At 61.0% G+C, this 12450-nt stretch carries 12 protein-coding genes and 1 pseudogene; 8 read left to right on the forward strand and 5 right to left on the reverse strand.

The genetic code is table 11. The features are described 5' to 3' along the window. On the reverse strand, window positions 1–199 hold a 199-nt coding region (locus ABY454_RS10720; RefSeq protein ID WP_372930552.1), incomplete at its 3' end, for a hypothetical protein. Between the two features lie 86 nt (window positions 200–285). On the opposite strand from ABY454_RS10720, the gene ABY454_RS10725 reads away from it, so the two are divergent. From ABY454_RS10725 to ABY454_RS10750, 6 genes are all read left to right on the forward strand, one after another. Further along, window positions 286–609: an MliC family protein gene (locus ABY454_RS10725; protein ID WP_372930554.1), complete on the forward strand. Its 324-nt coding sequence runs from the start codon at window positions 286–288 to the stop codon at window positions 607–609. 129 nt (window positions 610–738) lie between these two features. After that, on the forward strand, window positions 739–1116 hold the full coding sequence (locus ABY454_RS10730; protein WP_372930556.1) for a hypothetical protein: 378 nt from the start codon (window positions 739–741) through the stop codon (window positions 1114–1116). A gap of 135 nt (window positions 1117–1251) precedes the next feature. Then, entirely contained in the window at window positions 1252–1509 is a 258-nt protein-coding gene (locus ABY454_RS10735) for a hypothetical protein (protein ID WP_372930558.1), read from the forward strand. 248 nt (window positions 1510–1757) lie between these two features. Then, window positions 1758–2162: an EF-hand domain-containing protein gene (locus tag ABY454_RS10740; protein ID WP_372930560.1), complete on the forward strand. Its 405-nt coding sequence runs from the start codon at window positions 1758–1760 to the stop codon at window positions 2160–2162. Between the two features lie 172 nt (window positions 2163–2334). Continuing rightward, window positions 2335–3042 (forward strand): DnaJ domain-containing protein, encoded by a 708-nt coding sequence (locus ABY454_RS10745; RefSeq protein ID WP_372930562.1) that lies wholly within the window; start codon window positions 2335–2337, stop codon window positions 3040–3042. Between the two features lie 69 nt (window positions 3043–3111). Further along, a complete protein-coding gene (locus ABY454_RS10750; protein ID WP_372930564.1) occupies window positions 3112–4818 on the forward strand; it encodes a L,D-transpeptidase family protein in 1707 nt (568 codons plus the stop codon). Between the two features lie 9 nt (window positions 4819–4827). Here the strand turns inward: ABY454_RS10750 and ABY454_RS10755 are convergent, their stop codons facing one another. Genes ABY454_RS10755 through ABY454_RS10765 form a run of 3 tightly spaced genes read right to left on the reverse strand, consistent with a single transcriptional unit; the run spans window position 4828 to window position 9699 of the window. Continuing rightward, window positions 4828–8004, reverse strand: a complete 3177-nt coding sequence (locus ABY454_RS10755) for an efflux RND transporter permease subunit (protein WP_372930566.1) — start codon at window positions 8002–8004, stop codon at window positions 4828–4830. After that, window positions 8001–9146: an efflux RND transporter periplasmic adaptor subunit gene (locus ABY454_RS10760; RefSeq protein ID WP_372930568.1), complete on the reverse strand. Its 1146-nt coding sequence runs from the start codon at window positions 9144–9146 to the stop codon at window positions 8001–8003. Before ABY454_RS10760 ends, ABY454_RS10755 begins: the two co-directional genes overlap by 4 nt. Window positions 9147–9192: 46 nt before the next feature. Continuing rightward, the gene (locus ABY454_RS10765; RefSeq protein ID WP_372930570.1) at window positions 9193–9699 is read right to left on the reverse strand and encodes a GbsR/MarR family transcriptional regulator; all 507 of its coding nucleotides are present in this window, start codon (window positions 9697–9699) and stop codon (window positions 9193–9195) included. 212 nt (window positions 9700–9911) lie between these two features. Here ABY454_RS10765 and ABY454_RS10770 point away from each other — a divergent pair, with 212 nt between their 5' ends. After that, entirely contained in the window at window positions 9912–11930 is a 2019-nt protein-coding gene (locus ABY454_RS10770; protein ID WP_372930572.1) for an acetyl-CoA carboxylase biotin carboxylase subunit, read from the forward strand. 9 nt (window positions 11931–11939) lie between these two features. Beyond that, window positions 11940–12215, forward strand: a complete 276-nt coding sequence (locus ABY454_RS10775; RefSeq protein ID WP_372930574.1) for an acylphosphatase — start codon at window positions 11940–11942, stop codon at window positions 12213–12215. Here ABY454_RS10775 and ABY454_RS10780 read toward each other — a convergent pair. Further along, window positions 12212–12450: pseudogene (locus tag ABY454_RS10780) on the reverse strand (lipoate-protein ligase B); the annotation flags it as partial. The gene ABY454_RS10775 and the pseudogene ABY454_RS10780 sit on opposite strands and share 4 nt — an antisense overlap.

The raw sequence follows: 12450 nt of genomic DNA on the forward strand, positions 1-12450 counted from the left end.
CGACTTCCTCGGCAGACTTGCCGTCCTCCGAAAGTCTGATTACGTCGATGCGCTGTCCGACCGGTGTTCCACCGAATCCGATGCCCATGATGCCGACGACCAAACGTCCGTCCCAAGAGCCCCACTGATCGCCGGTCAGAAACGCGGCAGAGGATGTGCCTTGAGACTTTTGGCATTCGAAGGACGTTTCGGGATACATATCCCACGCAGTAGGACATAGTTCCCGCACGAAACGTGCAACGATGGTTCCGCTAGTGCGGCGGTCGTGTCGTAAGGAGCAGAATCATGACGAACAGAGTGATGACGCTTGCCGGTGTCGCGATTGCCGGGCTGCTGGCTGGCCCGGCCTTTGCCGAAGGGCCGGTGGAGACGACGGTCACTTACGAGTGCGCCGGGGGCAAATCCATCGTGGCGATGTACACGTCTGACGAGGTGGCGCTCACCTTCCACGACGGGCGCAAGCTGGCGCTTCCGCAAGTCATCTCGGGGTCCGGGACCCGGTACGCCAACGCCGACGAGAGCATCCAGTTCTGGTCCAAGGGCAAGACGGCCTTCGTCACGGAAGGCTCGGATGACAACGTGACCTACAAGGATTGCGTCGCCGACTGAGCCGGGCCGGCCCGAAGGCGGGACCCGCCAAGATTCTCTTCCCAAGTGTTGCTGCGCTGCAATTGCGCGTTAACCGCTCCTCGTATAATTAGCGGCCTTCAATCTATGCTGACCTTCGAGGGGGTAACGATGCGTCTTGGCGCGTGGGGGTGGAGTCTGGCCGTTTGTGCCGTGTTGCTGTCGGGGAGCGCGTTCGCCGTCAGCCTGTCGTCCTCGCTCAAGAACTATTACGCTGAGTTCGAGATCGTCCTCGAGTGCGAGGTAAAGGAGCATCTCTCGACGGCCGAGGCCGACGCCGCCGAGGCGGCGATCGACAAGATCGAAGACTATTTCCTGGCGAAAGACTCCTCGATCAACACCGAGAGCCTCCAGAAGAAGGCGGTTGCCGACAAGAACGAGGGCCTACGGATTATGGCGCGGAGCGGTGGGGGCCTTACGCCCTATTGCCGGCAGTCCCTGCGGGAGCTCTTGACCAAGGCGAAAGAGATCGGACCGGCCGCCCAGTAGCATATCCTCCACATTTTGCCCGCGCGCCTATGGGCCGTCCTTGATGCGGCAAGGCCTCGATCCTAGATGTCGGATAGGCCGTGCCGGGGCAACATTGGAGTGACGAGAATGCGTCCAAGAGGGCTTTCCGCTTTTGTGTTTGTTGCCGCGCTGCTGGCCATGGTAGTGCCGTCGGTTGCCCAATATTCGAAAGCCATAAAAGGCGCCTGCCGGAACGACTACAAGCGGTTCTGTTCGACCTATGCCGTCGACGATCCTGCCTTGCGCAAATGCATGGACAAAGCCGGACCCAGCCTGTCGCAGAGATGCGTCGCCACGCTCGTGAATTCGGGCCTGGTGAGCTACCAGCGCGCCACCCAGCGCTGGGGGCACAAGCTCGAGAAGGTCCAATAGTCGTCGGAACGAGGATCGCGCGGCGCTGCCCGCCGGTCTGTTGCCAAATGCATAATCAAGAGCGGCGCCTTTCTCAGGTAATGCAAAGTTTTGCTTTGCGTCTTATTCACTCTCAGTGGCCAAGACTTATTCACAGGCAGTCTTGAGATTATTACCAATGTTCCTATAGACATTGCCAGCTGGGCCCGTTGCTTTGCTCTAAGTTCCAGCTGCATCGACTCGATGAAGAGACTAAGGAGCCCCCCAAAATGCACAAATTTGCACTGACTTTTGCAATCGCTATCAGCACGTTTTTCTTGGCCGGTTCGCCGGCGTCCGCCGTCGATTCTGCCACGGCGCTTCGGGTCCTCGATCCGGACAATGACGGCACCATCGACATGAGAGAGGCTCTCAGGGGCGCCAAGAGGGTGTTCAAGGCCATCAATCCCGACCGGGACGGTACGCTCGACGCTGCCGAGCTCAGGGGACGCCTCAGCGCGGCTGGCCTCAGGGCGGCCGATCCGGACGACGACGGCACGTTGAGCTGGAGAGAGTACAAGAGGCTCGTCAAAGCGCTGTTCGTGCTCGCCAATCCCGACGATGACGGCACGATCGACCTGAGGGAGCTTCGTTCTCCGGCCGGTCGGCGGCTGCTGAAGCTCATCTATCTCTAGGCCTTCACGGTAAGGGCGCGGGCCGGATTTCCGGTCTCGCGCTCTCATAGCGTCTGGGGCCGGGCCCTGCCATTAGCAAGACACAAACCATCTTCATGAGAGGGTTATACGGACGGCTGACCTCAAGACGGGGAGGGCGGCTGAACGGTATCTTGCGGCGGGGGAGAAGCCGGTGACGGATCTCTACAAGACTTTGGGCGTGAAGCGGACCGCGGCCCCAAAGGACATCCACAAAGCCTATCGCAAGAAGGCCAAGTCGGCGCATCCGGACAGCGGAGGCTCCGTCGAAGCCTTCAACACGCTGGTTCTGGCCTATTCGGTGCTGTCGGATAAGGGTCGCCGGACCCGCTACGACGAGACCGGCGAAATCGACCCGCCGCGGCCCGACAATTTCGATGGCGGCGCAATCGAGATCATCGCCGACAAGCTGGGCCTGGTGATCCACGCCGAGCAGGATCTGGCCACGATGGATGTGGGCCGGCTGATCGAACAGGCGATTCGCGACGACATTGCCGCCCGCAAGGCGAGCGTCACCCATCAGCAGCGCGCTGGGGAACGGTTGGCGGCCTTACGTTCGCGCACCAAGCGCAAGGCCGAAGGGGACGCCAATCTGGTGGCCCGGGTGCTCGATTGGCACGAACTGGCGATCCGGAACCACATCAAGAAGCACGAGGAGTCGATCCGCTTCTTGGAGCGGGCCCTCGAAATTCTGCACGGCTATTCCTTTACGGACGACCTCGCGGCCGCGCAGGCCGAGGAGGTGGCCGGCGCTCTCAATGACATTCTCGTGGCCCTCGACGAACTCGCCGCGGTCCTCAACACGACCCCGTCCCGGGCTGAGGCCATGCCGCAAGGGGCCGGGCCGACCGCCTTCGGCTAGTGCTTCAAGGGGTGGCCGAAAGGCTATGTCTCGAGTAGATTTTTCGGCGATCTCTTGGGGGGTGGGAGTTTGCGTCGATATTTCCTCATCGCCATGACGTGCTGCATGGCCCTGGCTGCTTGCCTGGGGGCCTTGGCGGCCGCGCGCGCGGAGACGCAGACCGTGCCGCCTTTGCGGAAGCTTCCCTGGGAGTCGGACACCGCCGCGACGCAGCCGCCAGAACCTGCAGTCTCCCCCTCCGTGTCTTCGCCCACGCCGGCGCCTGAGGCGGCCTCCGAGACGGACTCAGAGGAAGAGACTGACACGGCGAAAGACGAGCCGGACGAAGGCGAACCGGAGGAAGTAGCTGAGGCTGCCGACCTGCCGCCAGTGCCCGCGCATCCGACCGTGACGATTATCCGGGAAAAGCTGACTGATCCGAAGGTCACGAAGGACGCGGCCGATGAGGACGTCGCTGGGCTTCAGGCCTTCTATCGTGCTTGGGGCGAGCCACCCTTGTGGGTCACGGAGACGGGACTGTCGACCAAAGGGAAGGCGGCCATACGCGAGATCGGCAAGGCCGACGACTGGGGCCTCAAAGCGGACGACTTCACCGTGCCGGAGGCCGATGTGCAGCTGGCGACAGCAGAGGCCCAGGCCCTTGCCCAGATCACGCTCGATCTCGCCATTCTGAAATATGCGCGGCTGGCGAGCGGCGGCGAGCACGTGCCGTCGGAGATTAGCGACTTGTTCGATCAGTCGCCGCCCTTCCGCGACCCCAAGATTGTCATGGCCGATATCGCCGCGTCGGATTCCCCGGACATCTATCTGCAAACGCTGCACCCGGCCCACGAGCAATTCGACCGTCTGCGCGATGCGTTGATCGAGGCCCGGAAGGCCGACGAGCCGAAGGAAACCGACATCAGGCGGCTCCTCATGAACATGGAGCGCTGGCGTTGGATGCCCGAGGAGCTCGGGCCGCTCTATGTGTGGCTCAACACGCCTGAGTACATGCTCTACGTGGTGAAGGATGGAGAGACGGTCTTCAAGGACAAGACACTGGTCGGCACCATCGGCAATCCCACACCGGTGTTTTCCGCCGACATGGAGACGATCGTCTTCAATCCCGATTGGATCGCGCCTCCGACGGTCTTAAAGGAGAAATTTTGGCCGGCGTTGAAGCGCAAGTACTACGACATTCTCAAGTCCAACAAGATCAGCGTGAGCTATCGAGGCAAGCGGATCGATCCGAAGAAGATCGATTGGCAGCGGACCAACATTCACAAGTTCACCTTCAGGCAGAAAGCGGGCCCGAAGAACGTGCTCGGCAAGGCCAAGTTCCTCTATCCGAACAAGCACGTGGTCTATATGCACGACACGCTTCCGCCACGGCGCAAGATCTTCAAAGAGGATAAGCGCGACATTGGTTATGGCTGCGTGCGCATGTCCAAGCCGCAGGCCTTCGCAGCAGTGATGTTGGCCGAGGATCAGGAACTGCCACAGAGCGACGTCAAGAAGTTCTGGAACAAGAGCGTCAACAAAGCGGTGAGCATGGAGAAGAAGCCTCCGGTCCACACGACCTATTTCACGGCGGTGGTGGATGAGGAGGGGAAGGTCTCGACCTTCAAGGACCTCTACGGTCTCGATCGCATGCAAGCCAAGGCCGTCTTTGGCAGTGTGGATGGTTTTCCGAAACCGCCGCCCGAGAAAAAGCGCCTCAGCCAGAGCGTTGCCGCGTCCTCGCGCGACAGCAACACGGGTGCAGGTTCCACCAACTCTCTCGGTTTCGGGGACTGAGTTCCGCGCTCAGCTCGCGGCCTGCGGCCGGCCCTTGCGGCTGACGCGTTGAGCCTTCCGGCCTGCGCGCCCGTGCCACCACACCGCGACATTGTCTCCCAACATCAAGAGGCAGGGCGTTAACACGAGTGTCAGCATCGTCGCGAATGCCAACCCGCCGGCAATAGAACTTGAGAGCTGCGTCCACCATTGCGTCGACGGCGCTCCGACGGAGACGTCTTGGCCAATAATGTCGATGCTAAGACTGAAGACCATCGGCATGAGGCCGAGAACCGTCGTAATGGACGTCAGCAGGACAGGGCGCATACGCTGCGCAGCGGTACGCAGGATGGCTTCCTTGGCCGGTTGGCCCCGTGACCTCAAGTCATTGTAGGTGTCGATCAGAACGATGTTGTTGTTCACGACAATGCCGGCGAGCGCGATGATTCCAATGCCGCACATGACGATGCCGAACGGTTGATCGGTCGCCAACAGGCCAATCATGACGCCGGCCGTGGAGAAGACGATCGCGCTCAACACGAGGGCGGTTTGGTAGAAGCTGTTGAACTGCGTGACCAGAATCGCGACCATCATAAAGATGGCGATGAAGAAGGCCTTTATCAAAAAGTTTCCCGCCTCGCGCTGGTCCGCGTCCTGACCCTTGAAGCGCACGGTTACCGTAGGATCCAAGTCGGTCTCGGCGACCGCAGTCTTGAGTTTACGCACCTGGTCGTCGACCAGCAGTCCCTCGGCCACATCGGCTTGAATTTCGAGCACGCGGCGGCCGTCGGTGCGGTTCAAATTACCAATCTTCTGGGCCGGTTCGAAGCTCACGAAGTTGCCGATAGGAACTTGGCCTTTATCGGTTGGCACGCGCAGCCGATTGAGCTGTTCGAGATTGCGCTCGGCGAGGGGGAGGCGCAGGCGGATATCGACTTCTTCGTCGGCATCGTCCGGCCGGTATTCGGCAACGAAGATCCCATTGGTGAGCATGCTCACGGCTTCGCCAAGCACGGCGACATCGGCCCCGTTGCGCGCGGCCTTTTCCCGGTCGACTTTGAGGCGCCACTCGATACCGGGCAACGGCCGGCTGTCTTGCTCATCGACGAACCCGCCGATCTTATTCATTTCTGCGCGTAGCTTCGTGACGACATCCGGCATCTTCTCTGTATCGCGAGACGTCACATGTAGTTCCACCGGCTTGCCAGCCGTGGGTCCGCCTTTCTGTTTGCGTACCTCGAGGATAACGCCTGGAATGTCAGCCGTACGGGTACGTACCTCTTTGAGTATCTCCGAGGCTCTCGGGCGGGTACGCCAATTGGTCAATTCAAACTGGACAACACCGATGACGTCCTCGGCCGATCCGGTTTGCGACGGCGGCGCCCCGGAACCGATCGTCTTTGCATAGACAGTCTTGAAGTGCGGCATGCCGAGGAGCCGCGTCTCGACCTTGCGCACGACGGCATCCATTTCCGTGACTGATAAATCGCCGCGCGCACGAACCTGGACCTGGGCAATGTCTTGGTCGACGTCAGGAAAGAATTCAACGCCGCGGCCAAACATGCCGAATGCGGTGTAAGTGCCGATCAGAAGAGCCACGGTGACGCACAGAACCTTGGCGGGGTGGGCAAGAAGCCGCTTGAGTGTGTTGAGATAAGCGCCGGCCGCGCCGCCTATCTTGTTCAGGTCGCCATCTTCGGCAGCTCGGATGGTCTGCAGCAGACTGCCGTCCCCCTTGTCTGTTTTGCCGAAAATACCGCCGAGCACGGGGATAAACACAAGCGCCATCGTCAACGAGGCCGCCAGCGTTACGAGAACCGTGATCGGCAAAAACTTCATGAACTCCCCGACGATGCCGGGCCAGAACAGCAATGGTAGGAACACCGCCAGAGTTGTCGCGGTCGAGGCGGCGATCGGCCATGCCATACGCTTGGCCGCTTCCGAATAGGCCTGTTTGCGGTCTTTGCCTTCCTGCATTTTTCGGTCGGCGAGTTCCGTGGTGACGATGGCACCATCGACGAGCATGCCGACAACGAGGATAAGGCTGAACAAGACGACGATGTTAAGCGTGAGGCCCATCAAGGAGATGGCAAGGATTCCGGCAAGAAACGAGCCTGGAATTGCCAACCCGACCAAGATGGCCGACCGCACGCCTATGGCGGCGATGATGACGATCATCACCAGCGCGATCGCGGCGAGCACATTGTTCTGAAGATCGCTCAGGATGTCGCGAATTTGCTTGGACTTGTCCTGCATGAAGCTGACTTGGACGCCCGGCGGCCAAGAGGCTTGTTCCTCCTTAACGACAGCGCGCACCTCTTCGATTGTCTCAATGATGTTTGCGCCAACGCGCTTTTTGACTTCCAGCGCCAAGGCCGGATTGCCGCCGACGCGCGCAAACCCTTGCGGGTCTTTGAAGGTGCGGCGAATCGAAGCGACGTCGCTGAACTTGACCACCGTGGTGCCGACAACCTTGATCGGGAGATTCAGTATGTCCTGAACTTCTTCGATGACACCTGGAACCTTAAGCACCATGCGGCCGGCGGCAGACTCCAATGCACCCGCTGCGACCAGCCGGTTGTTGCGCCTGACTGTGGTCAACACGTCGGCGAAGGAAACGTTGTAGGTTTCAAGCACCATCGGATCGACGACGATCTCCAACAACTCTTCCCGGTCACCGCCGATATCGACGTCGAGTACGCCCCCAAGGGCTTCGATTTTGTCCCGCAGATCGCGCGCAATGCGCACCAAGGTGCGTTCGGGTACATTGCCAGACAAGCCGACCGTGATGACGGGAAAGAGGGCGACGTTGACCTCGTTGACCCGGGGTTCGTCAGTCTCAGGAGGTAGCTCGGCGCGAGCAATATCGACTTTCTCGCGCACGTCCTCGAGAGCTGTATCGGGATTAAAGCCTGCATCGAATTCGAGCGTGACGGATCCGTAGCCTTCCTTGGCCACGGAGCGCATCTCCTTGATGCCCTCGATGGACTTGAGTTCCTTCTCCATGGGGCGGATCAGGAGTCGCTCGGAATCTTCGGGCGAAATGCCTTCATACGTCATCGAGACGTAGATGATCGGAATCTGAATGTCCGGTTCGGCTTCCTTGGGGATGGTCGTATAGGCAACCGCACCCATGACGATAATCATGAAGAACGCGAGCGCGACCGTACGCGTTCGCGCAAAAGCGGCGTCGATGATGCCGTTCATTGAGCGGCCGTCGGCTCGTCGACACGGCGCGTTGTCAAACGTGCCGCTGCCTCTTTCGAACCGTCCATGCCGGTGCTGCCCTGTTCCTCGGCGACTTGGACCTGCTCGCCGATCTGCACGTAGCCGTGACCCAGCGTAATGATCCGCGCTTGAGGCGGCAGGCCGATCACCCAAGCACCGCTGGCGTCCGACATGACGATGGACGCCTCATGGAAGACGACGCGGCTGTCTTTGCCGACCGTCTTGACGCCGAGCTTGCCTGCCTCGTTGAGGGACAGATCGGCCGGAGAAACGAATTGCGCCATCACCGATCCCGTGGGGATCCTTGCCTCGGCGCTGATGCCGGACGGAATTGCGCCGTCCGGATTGGGAAGTTCGATCTCGACCCGGAAGGTCCGCGTCCCTTCGTCCGCGCGCGCGGCGATGTAGCGGATCTTTCCTTCACCCTTCTGACCGGTCGCAAAGGTGACAGTTGCCTTCTGACCGACCTTCAGATCGGTAATGTCCTGCTGGGTGATCTGAACACTGACGACGAGGGGGTGATTGTCGACAATTGTCGCCACCTCACCATTCACGTCGACATAGGCGCCGAGCTCGATAGGAACCGTTAGCACTTCTCCCTCGAACGGCGCTTTGATGTCTAGGCGCTCCTGCTCGATCATCGCCACTTCAAGCTCGTGCTTCGCGGTCTGTAACGACGAGTAGATTTGGTCCGATTGTCTTTGTGTCTGGTAGCCCTTCTTGCCAAGAGCCTGCGCTGCTTCGTATGCGCTTTCCTGCTCGCGCAGTCGCGCCTTTGCGCGTTCGATCCGCGCCTCGCGGGCGTTCGGCTCCAGCCTGGCGATGACATCGCCGGCCGCAACAGTGCTGCCTTCGTCGGCCAAGATCTCGGCGATCTGTCCCAAGGTCTCGGCGCGCACGGTCACGGTCCGGTTCGGCTCGGCTTGCCCTTGTGCGACGACGATTTGCGATACGGGTTTGGCTTCTTGCGTGCGAACCGCAACTCGCATGGTCGGAGCGGCATCGGCCACTGGCGTGGTGCCGTCTGCCTCTTTACCAACGGTTCTCAGGAAATAGCCGCCAAGCACCCACGCCGTGAGGGCGAGCGTCAACACCGCAGCGATGATGTATGATTTTTTCAAAGCCTAACGCTCCAACTCGTTCTCGCTGCTTTGCACCTGCTTGGGGTCACGCGGATGGCCGCGCGGAGGCCCGTTTGTGGCGTGCCGAACCTTGCCGTTCGGCGTCCCATTCATCGATGACATTCAGGAAGCTCTCAATGAGCGCCTCATAAAAGGCATCCAACTCCTCGAGCCGCTCATGGGTCTCCGACATGTCCTCCGGAAGCGACTCCTGGGTGCCTTCGACCACCTCGCGTGCGCGGCGCATCCGGCGGACAACCCCACGCAACATGCGCGCGTAAGGCTGGCGGCTCAGCCTGAAATAATCCTGCCGGTCGCCCGGCGTGGCGGTTCGCTCTATGACACCCAACTCCTCCAACAACCGTGTATTCGTGCTGATGCTCGCGCGGCTGACACTCAAACGCTCAGCCAGCTCGGTCAGGCTGAAGGGGCCTCCATGCATGATCATGAGGCCCATAATGCGGCCAGCAATGCGGGGGAGACCCTCACCCTGGAGGATCAGGCCCATTTGCTCAACGAATTCAATGACTACGTCTTCGGATTTATCTGCCATAAGTGACAAATAGTCCTTCTAGTACGTTCAGTCAATACTGAACGAACGAGACGCACAGGCGTCCGATCTGGCGGAAGCAGGGAGGCGCACCCGTAAAGCCTCCAGGGCGCCAAGCGGCCGCAAAGGCTGCCAAGGGGACTTGCGACCTCTGGCTGGTTTACTCGCCTCCGGCTTGCCTCTAGAAAACTCCAACAAAAACGGGCCGGGACCTGATGTTCAAAAAACTGCTGATCGCCAACCGCGGAGAAATCGCCTGCCGTATCATCCGAACCGCGAAGCGGCTCGGAATTGAGACGGTGGCTGTCTATTCGGAGGCTGACCGCGACGCCCTCCATGTCGACATGGCCGACGAGGCGGTGGGGATTGGTCCCGCCGCTGCGGCGCAGTCCTATCTCGTCATGGATAAGATTATCGCTGCCGCCAAGGAGACGGGGGCCGACGCGATTCATCCCGGCTACGGCTTCTTGTCGGAGAATGCCGCGTTCGCAAAGGCGCTGAAGAAGGCGGGCATCGCCTTTGTCGGTCCGAACCCTAGGGCCATCGAGGCCATGGGCGACAAGATCGAGTCCAAGAAGCTCGCAGCCAAGGCGAAGGTCTCGACGGTGCCGGGCCATCTCGGCGTGATCGAGGACGCCAAGGCGGCGGTGAAGATTGCTGACGACATCGGCTACCCCGTGATGATCAAGGCGTCGGCCGGCGGCGGCGGCAAGGGCATGCGCATCGCCTATAGCAGCGATGAAGTCGCCGAAGGCTTCGCCTCATCGCAGTCGGAAGCGAAGTCGAGCTTTGGCGACGATCGTGTGTTCATCGAGAAGTACATCGAAGAGCCGCGGCATATCGAGATTCAGGTGCTTGGCGACAAGCACGGCAATGTCATTCATCTCGGCGAGCGTGAGTGCTCCATTCAGCGACGCAACCAGAAAGTCATCGAGGAGGCACCTAGCCCGTTCCTCGACGAAAAGACGCGTGAGGCGATGGGCGCGGAAGCCGTCGCGCTATCCAAGGCCGTCGATTACGACACGGCGGGGACCGTCGAGTTCATCGTCGACAAGGACCGGAACTTCTATTTTCTGGAGATGAACACCCGCCTGCAGGTGGAGCACCCGGTGACGGAGCTCGTGACGGGGCTCGATCTTGTCGAGCAGATGCTGAAGGTCGCCGCGGGCGAGAAGCTGTCCATCAAGCAGAAAGACGTGACGCTCACCGGCTCCGCCATCGAGTCGCGCATCTATGCGGAAGACCCGGTGCGGAACTTCCTGCCGTCCACGGGGCGGCTTGTGCGCTTTCGTCCGCCTGAACTTGGGACCGAAGACGGCGTTACCATCCGCCTCGATACCGGGGTGGAGGAGGGCGGCGAGATCTCTGTCTATTACGATCCGATGATCGCCAAGCTCGTTACACATGCGCCGACGCGTATCGAGGCGATCGAGGAGATGGGGTGGGCACTCGATGCGTTCGCCATCGACGGGTTCCGCCACAACATCCCGTTCCTCGCGGTGCTGATGCGGAACGAGCGGTGGCGGGAAGGGCGTCTGTCCACCAAGTTCATCGACGAGGAATTTCCGGACGGCTTTCACCCGCCAGTGCCGGAGGGCCACGTTCGCGACGTGCTGGCGGCGGTTGCAGCCAGTGTCGACTATCTGTCCAACAACCGGCGCCGCATGATTACCCAGCAAATGTCTGGCGAGCCCGTGCAGTTCACCGATTCCCGCGTGGTTGATCTTGGCGATCAGCCTGTCAGCGTCGGCGTTTCGGGACGCGACTATCCCATGACCGTGACAGTGGGCGGCGAGGGGAAGGGCGAGAAGGCGCGGGAGATCGTGCTCGACTCGCCTTGGTGGTTTGGCGACCCCGTTTGGGAAGGGACAGTCGACGACGAAGAGGTGGCGGTCCAGGTGCGCCCAATCCTCAACGGCGTCCACCTTACCTATCAAGGCGTGGAGGTTCCGGTCCGCGTCTACACCGAGCGTGAGTCGGGCTATCTGGCGCTGATGCCGGTGAAAGAAAAGCCGGACATGTCCAAGTATCTACTCTGTCCGATGCCGGGGCTTGTCGTGTCGCTTGCCGTGGAAGAAGGCCAGGACGTGTCGGCCGGCGATACACTTTGTGTCGTCGAGGCGATGAAGATGGAGAACGTGCTCAAGGCCGAACGCGACGGCACGGTCGCCAAGGTCCTCGCCAAGCCGGGCGACAGCTTGAATGTTGATGCGGTGATCCTGGAGTTTTCGTAAGGACGCGGCGTGAAGACCGTCACGGTCAGGATCAAAGGCCGGGTGCAGGGCGTCTACTACCGCGTCTGGACGGAACAGGTCGCGCGCCGCCTTGGTCTCGGCGGCTGGGTGCGCAACCGCCGCGACGGCAGTGTCGAGGCGGTGTTCTCCGGGGCTCCATCCCAGGTCGACGAGATGTTGCGGCGCTGCGCCGATGGCCCACCCGACGCCAAGGTTAGAAGCGTCTCGGTCACGGACGAGGGCGGCGCGCCGCCCTCAGGCTTCGCGGTGCTGCCGACCCATTAGCGTGGGCGCATGAAGATTTGCGCAAAACTTTCTTTGAGCGCCGCGTCGACCCGGGACATGTCCGTCTCGGCGCCGAGCGCCGCCAAGCTCGTGACCTCAGTGTCATGCAAGCCGCATGGCATGATGCCGGAGAAGTGCGCGAGGTCGGGGGCCACGTTGAGGCTGACACCGTGCAGCGTCACCCAACGCTTCACCCGCACGCCGATGGAGGCGATCTTCGCATCGCCCACGAAAA

The sequence above is a fragment of the Methyloceanibacter sp. genome (assembly GCF_041573655.1).
Lineage (GTDB): Bacteria > Pseudomonadota > Alphaproteobacteria > Rhizobiales > Methyloligellaceae > Methyloceanibacter.

Excerpts from the sequence above, each read along its gene's own strand:
- ABY454_RS10770 (WP_372930572.1), top strand. The coding sequence starts at position 9,912 with ATGTTCAAAAAACTGCTGATCGCCAACCGCGGAGAAATCGCCTGCCGT.
- ABY454_RS10755 (WP_372930566.1), bottom strand. The coding sequence starts at position 8,004 with ATGAACGGCATCATCGACGCCGCTTTTGCGCGAACGCGTACGGTCGCG.
- ABY454_RS10740 (WP_372930560.1), top strand. The coding sequence starts at position 1,758 with ATGCACAAATTTGCACTGACTTTTGCAATCGCTATCAGCACGTTTTTC.
- ABY454_RS10725 (WP_372930554.1), top strand. The coding sequence starts at position 286 with ATGACGAACAGAGTGATGACGCTTGCCGGTGTCGCGATTGCCGGGCTG.
- ABY454_RS10730 (WP_372930556.1), top strand. The coding sequence starts at position 739 with ATGCGTCTTGGCGCGTGGGGGTGGAGTCTGGCCGTTTGTGCCGTGTTG.
- ABY454_RS10765 (WP_372930570.1), bottom strand. The coding sequence starts at position 9,699 with ATGGCAGATAAATCCGAAGACGTAGTCATTGAATTCGTTGAGCAAATG.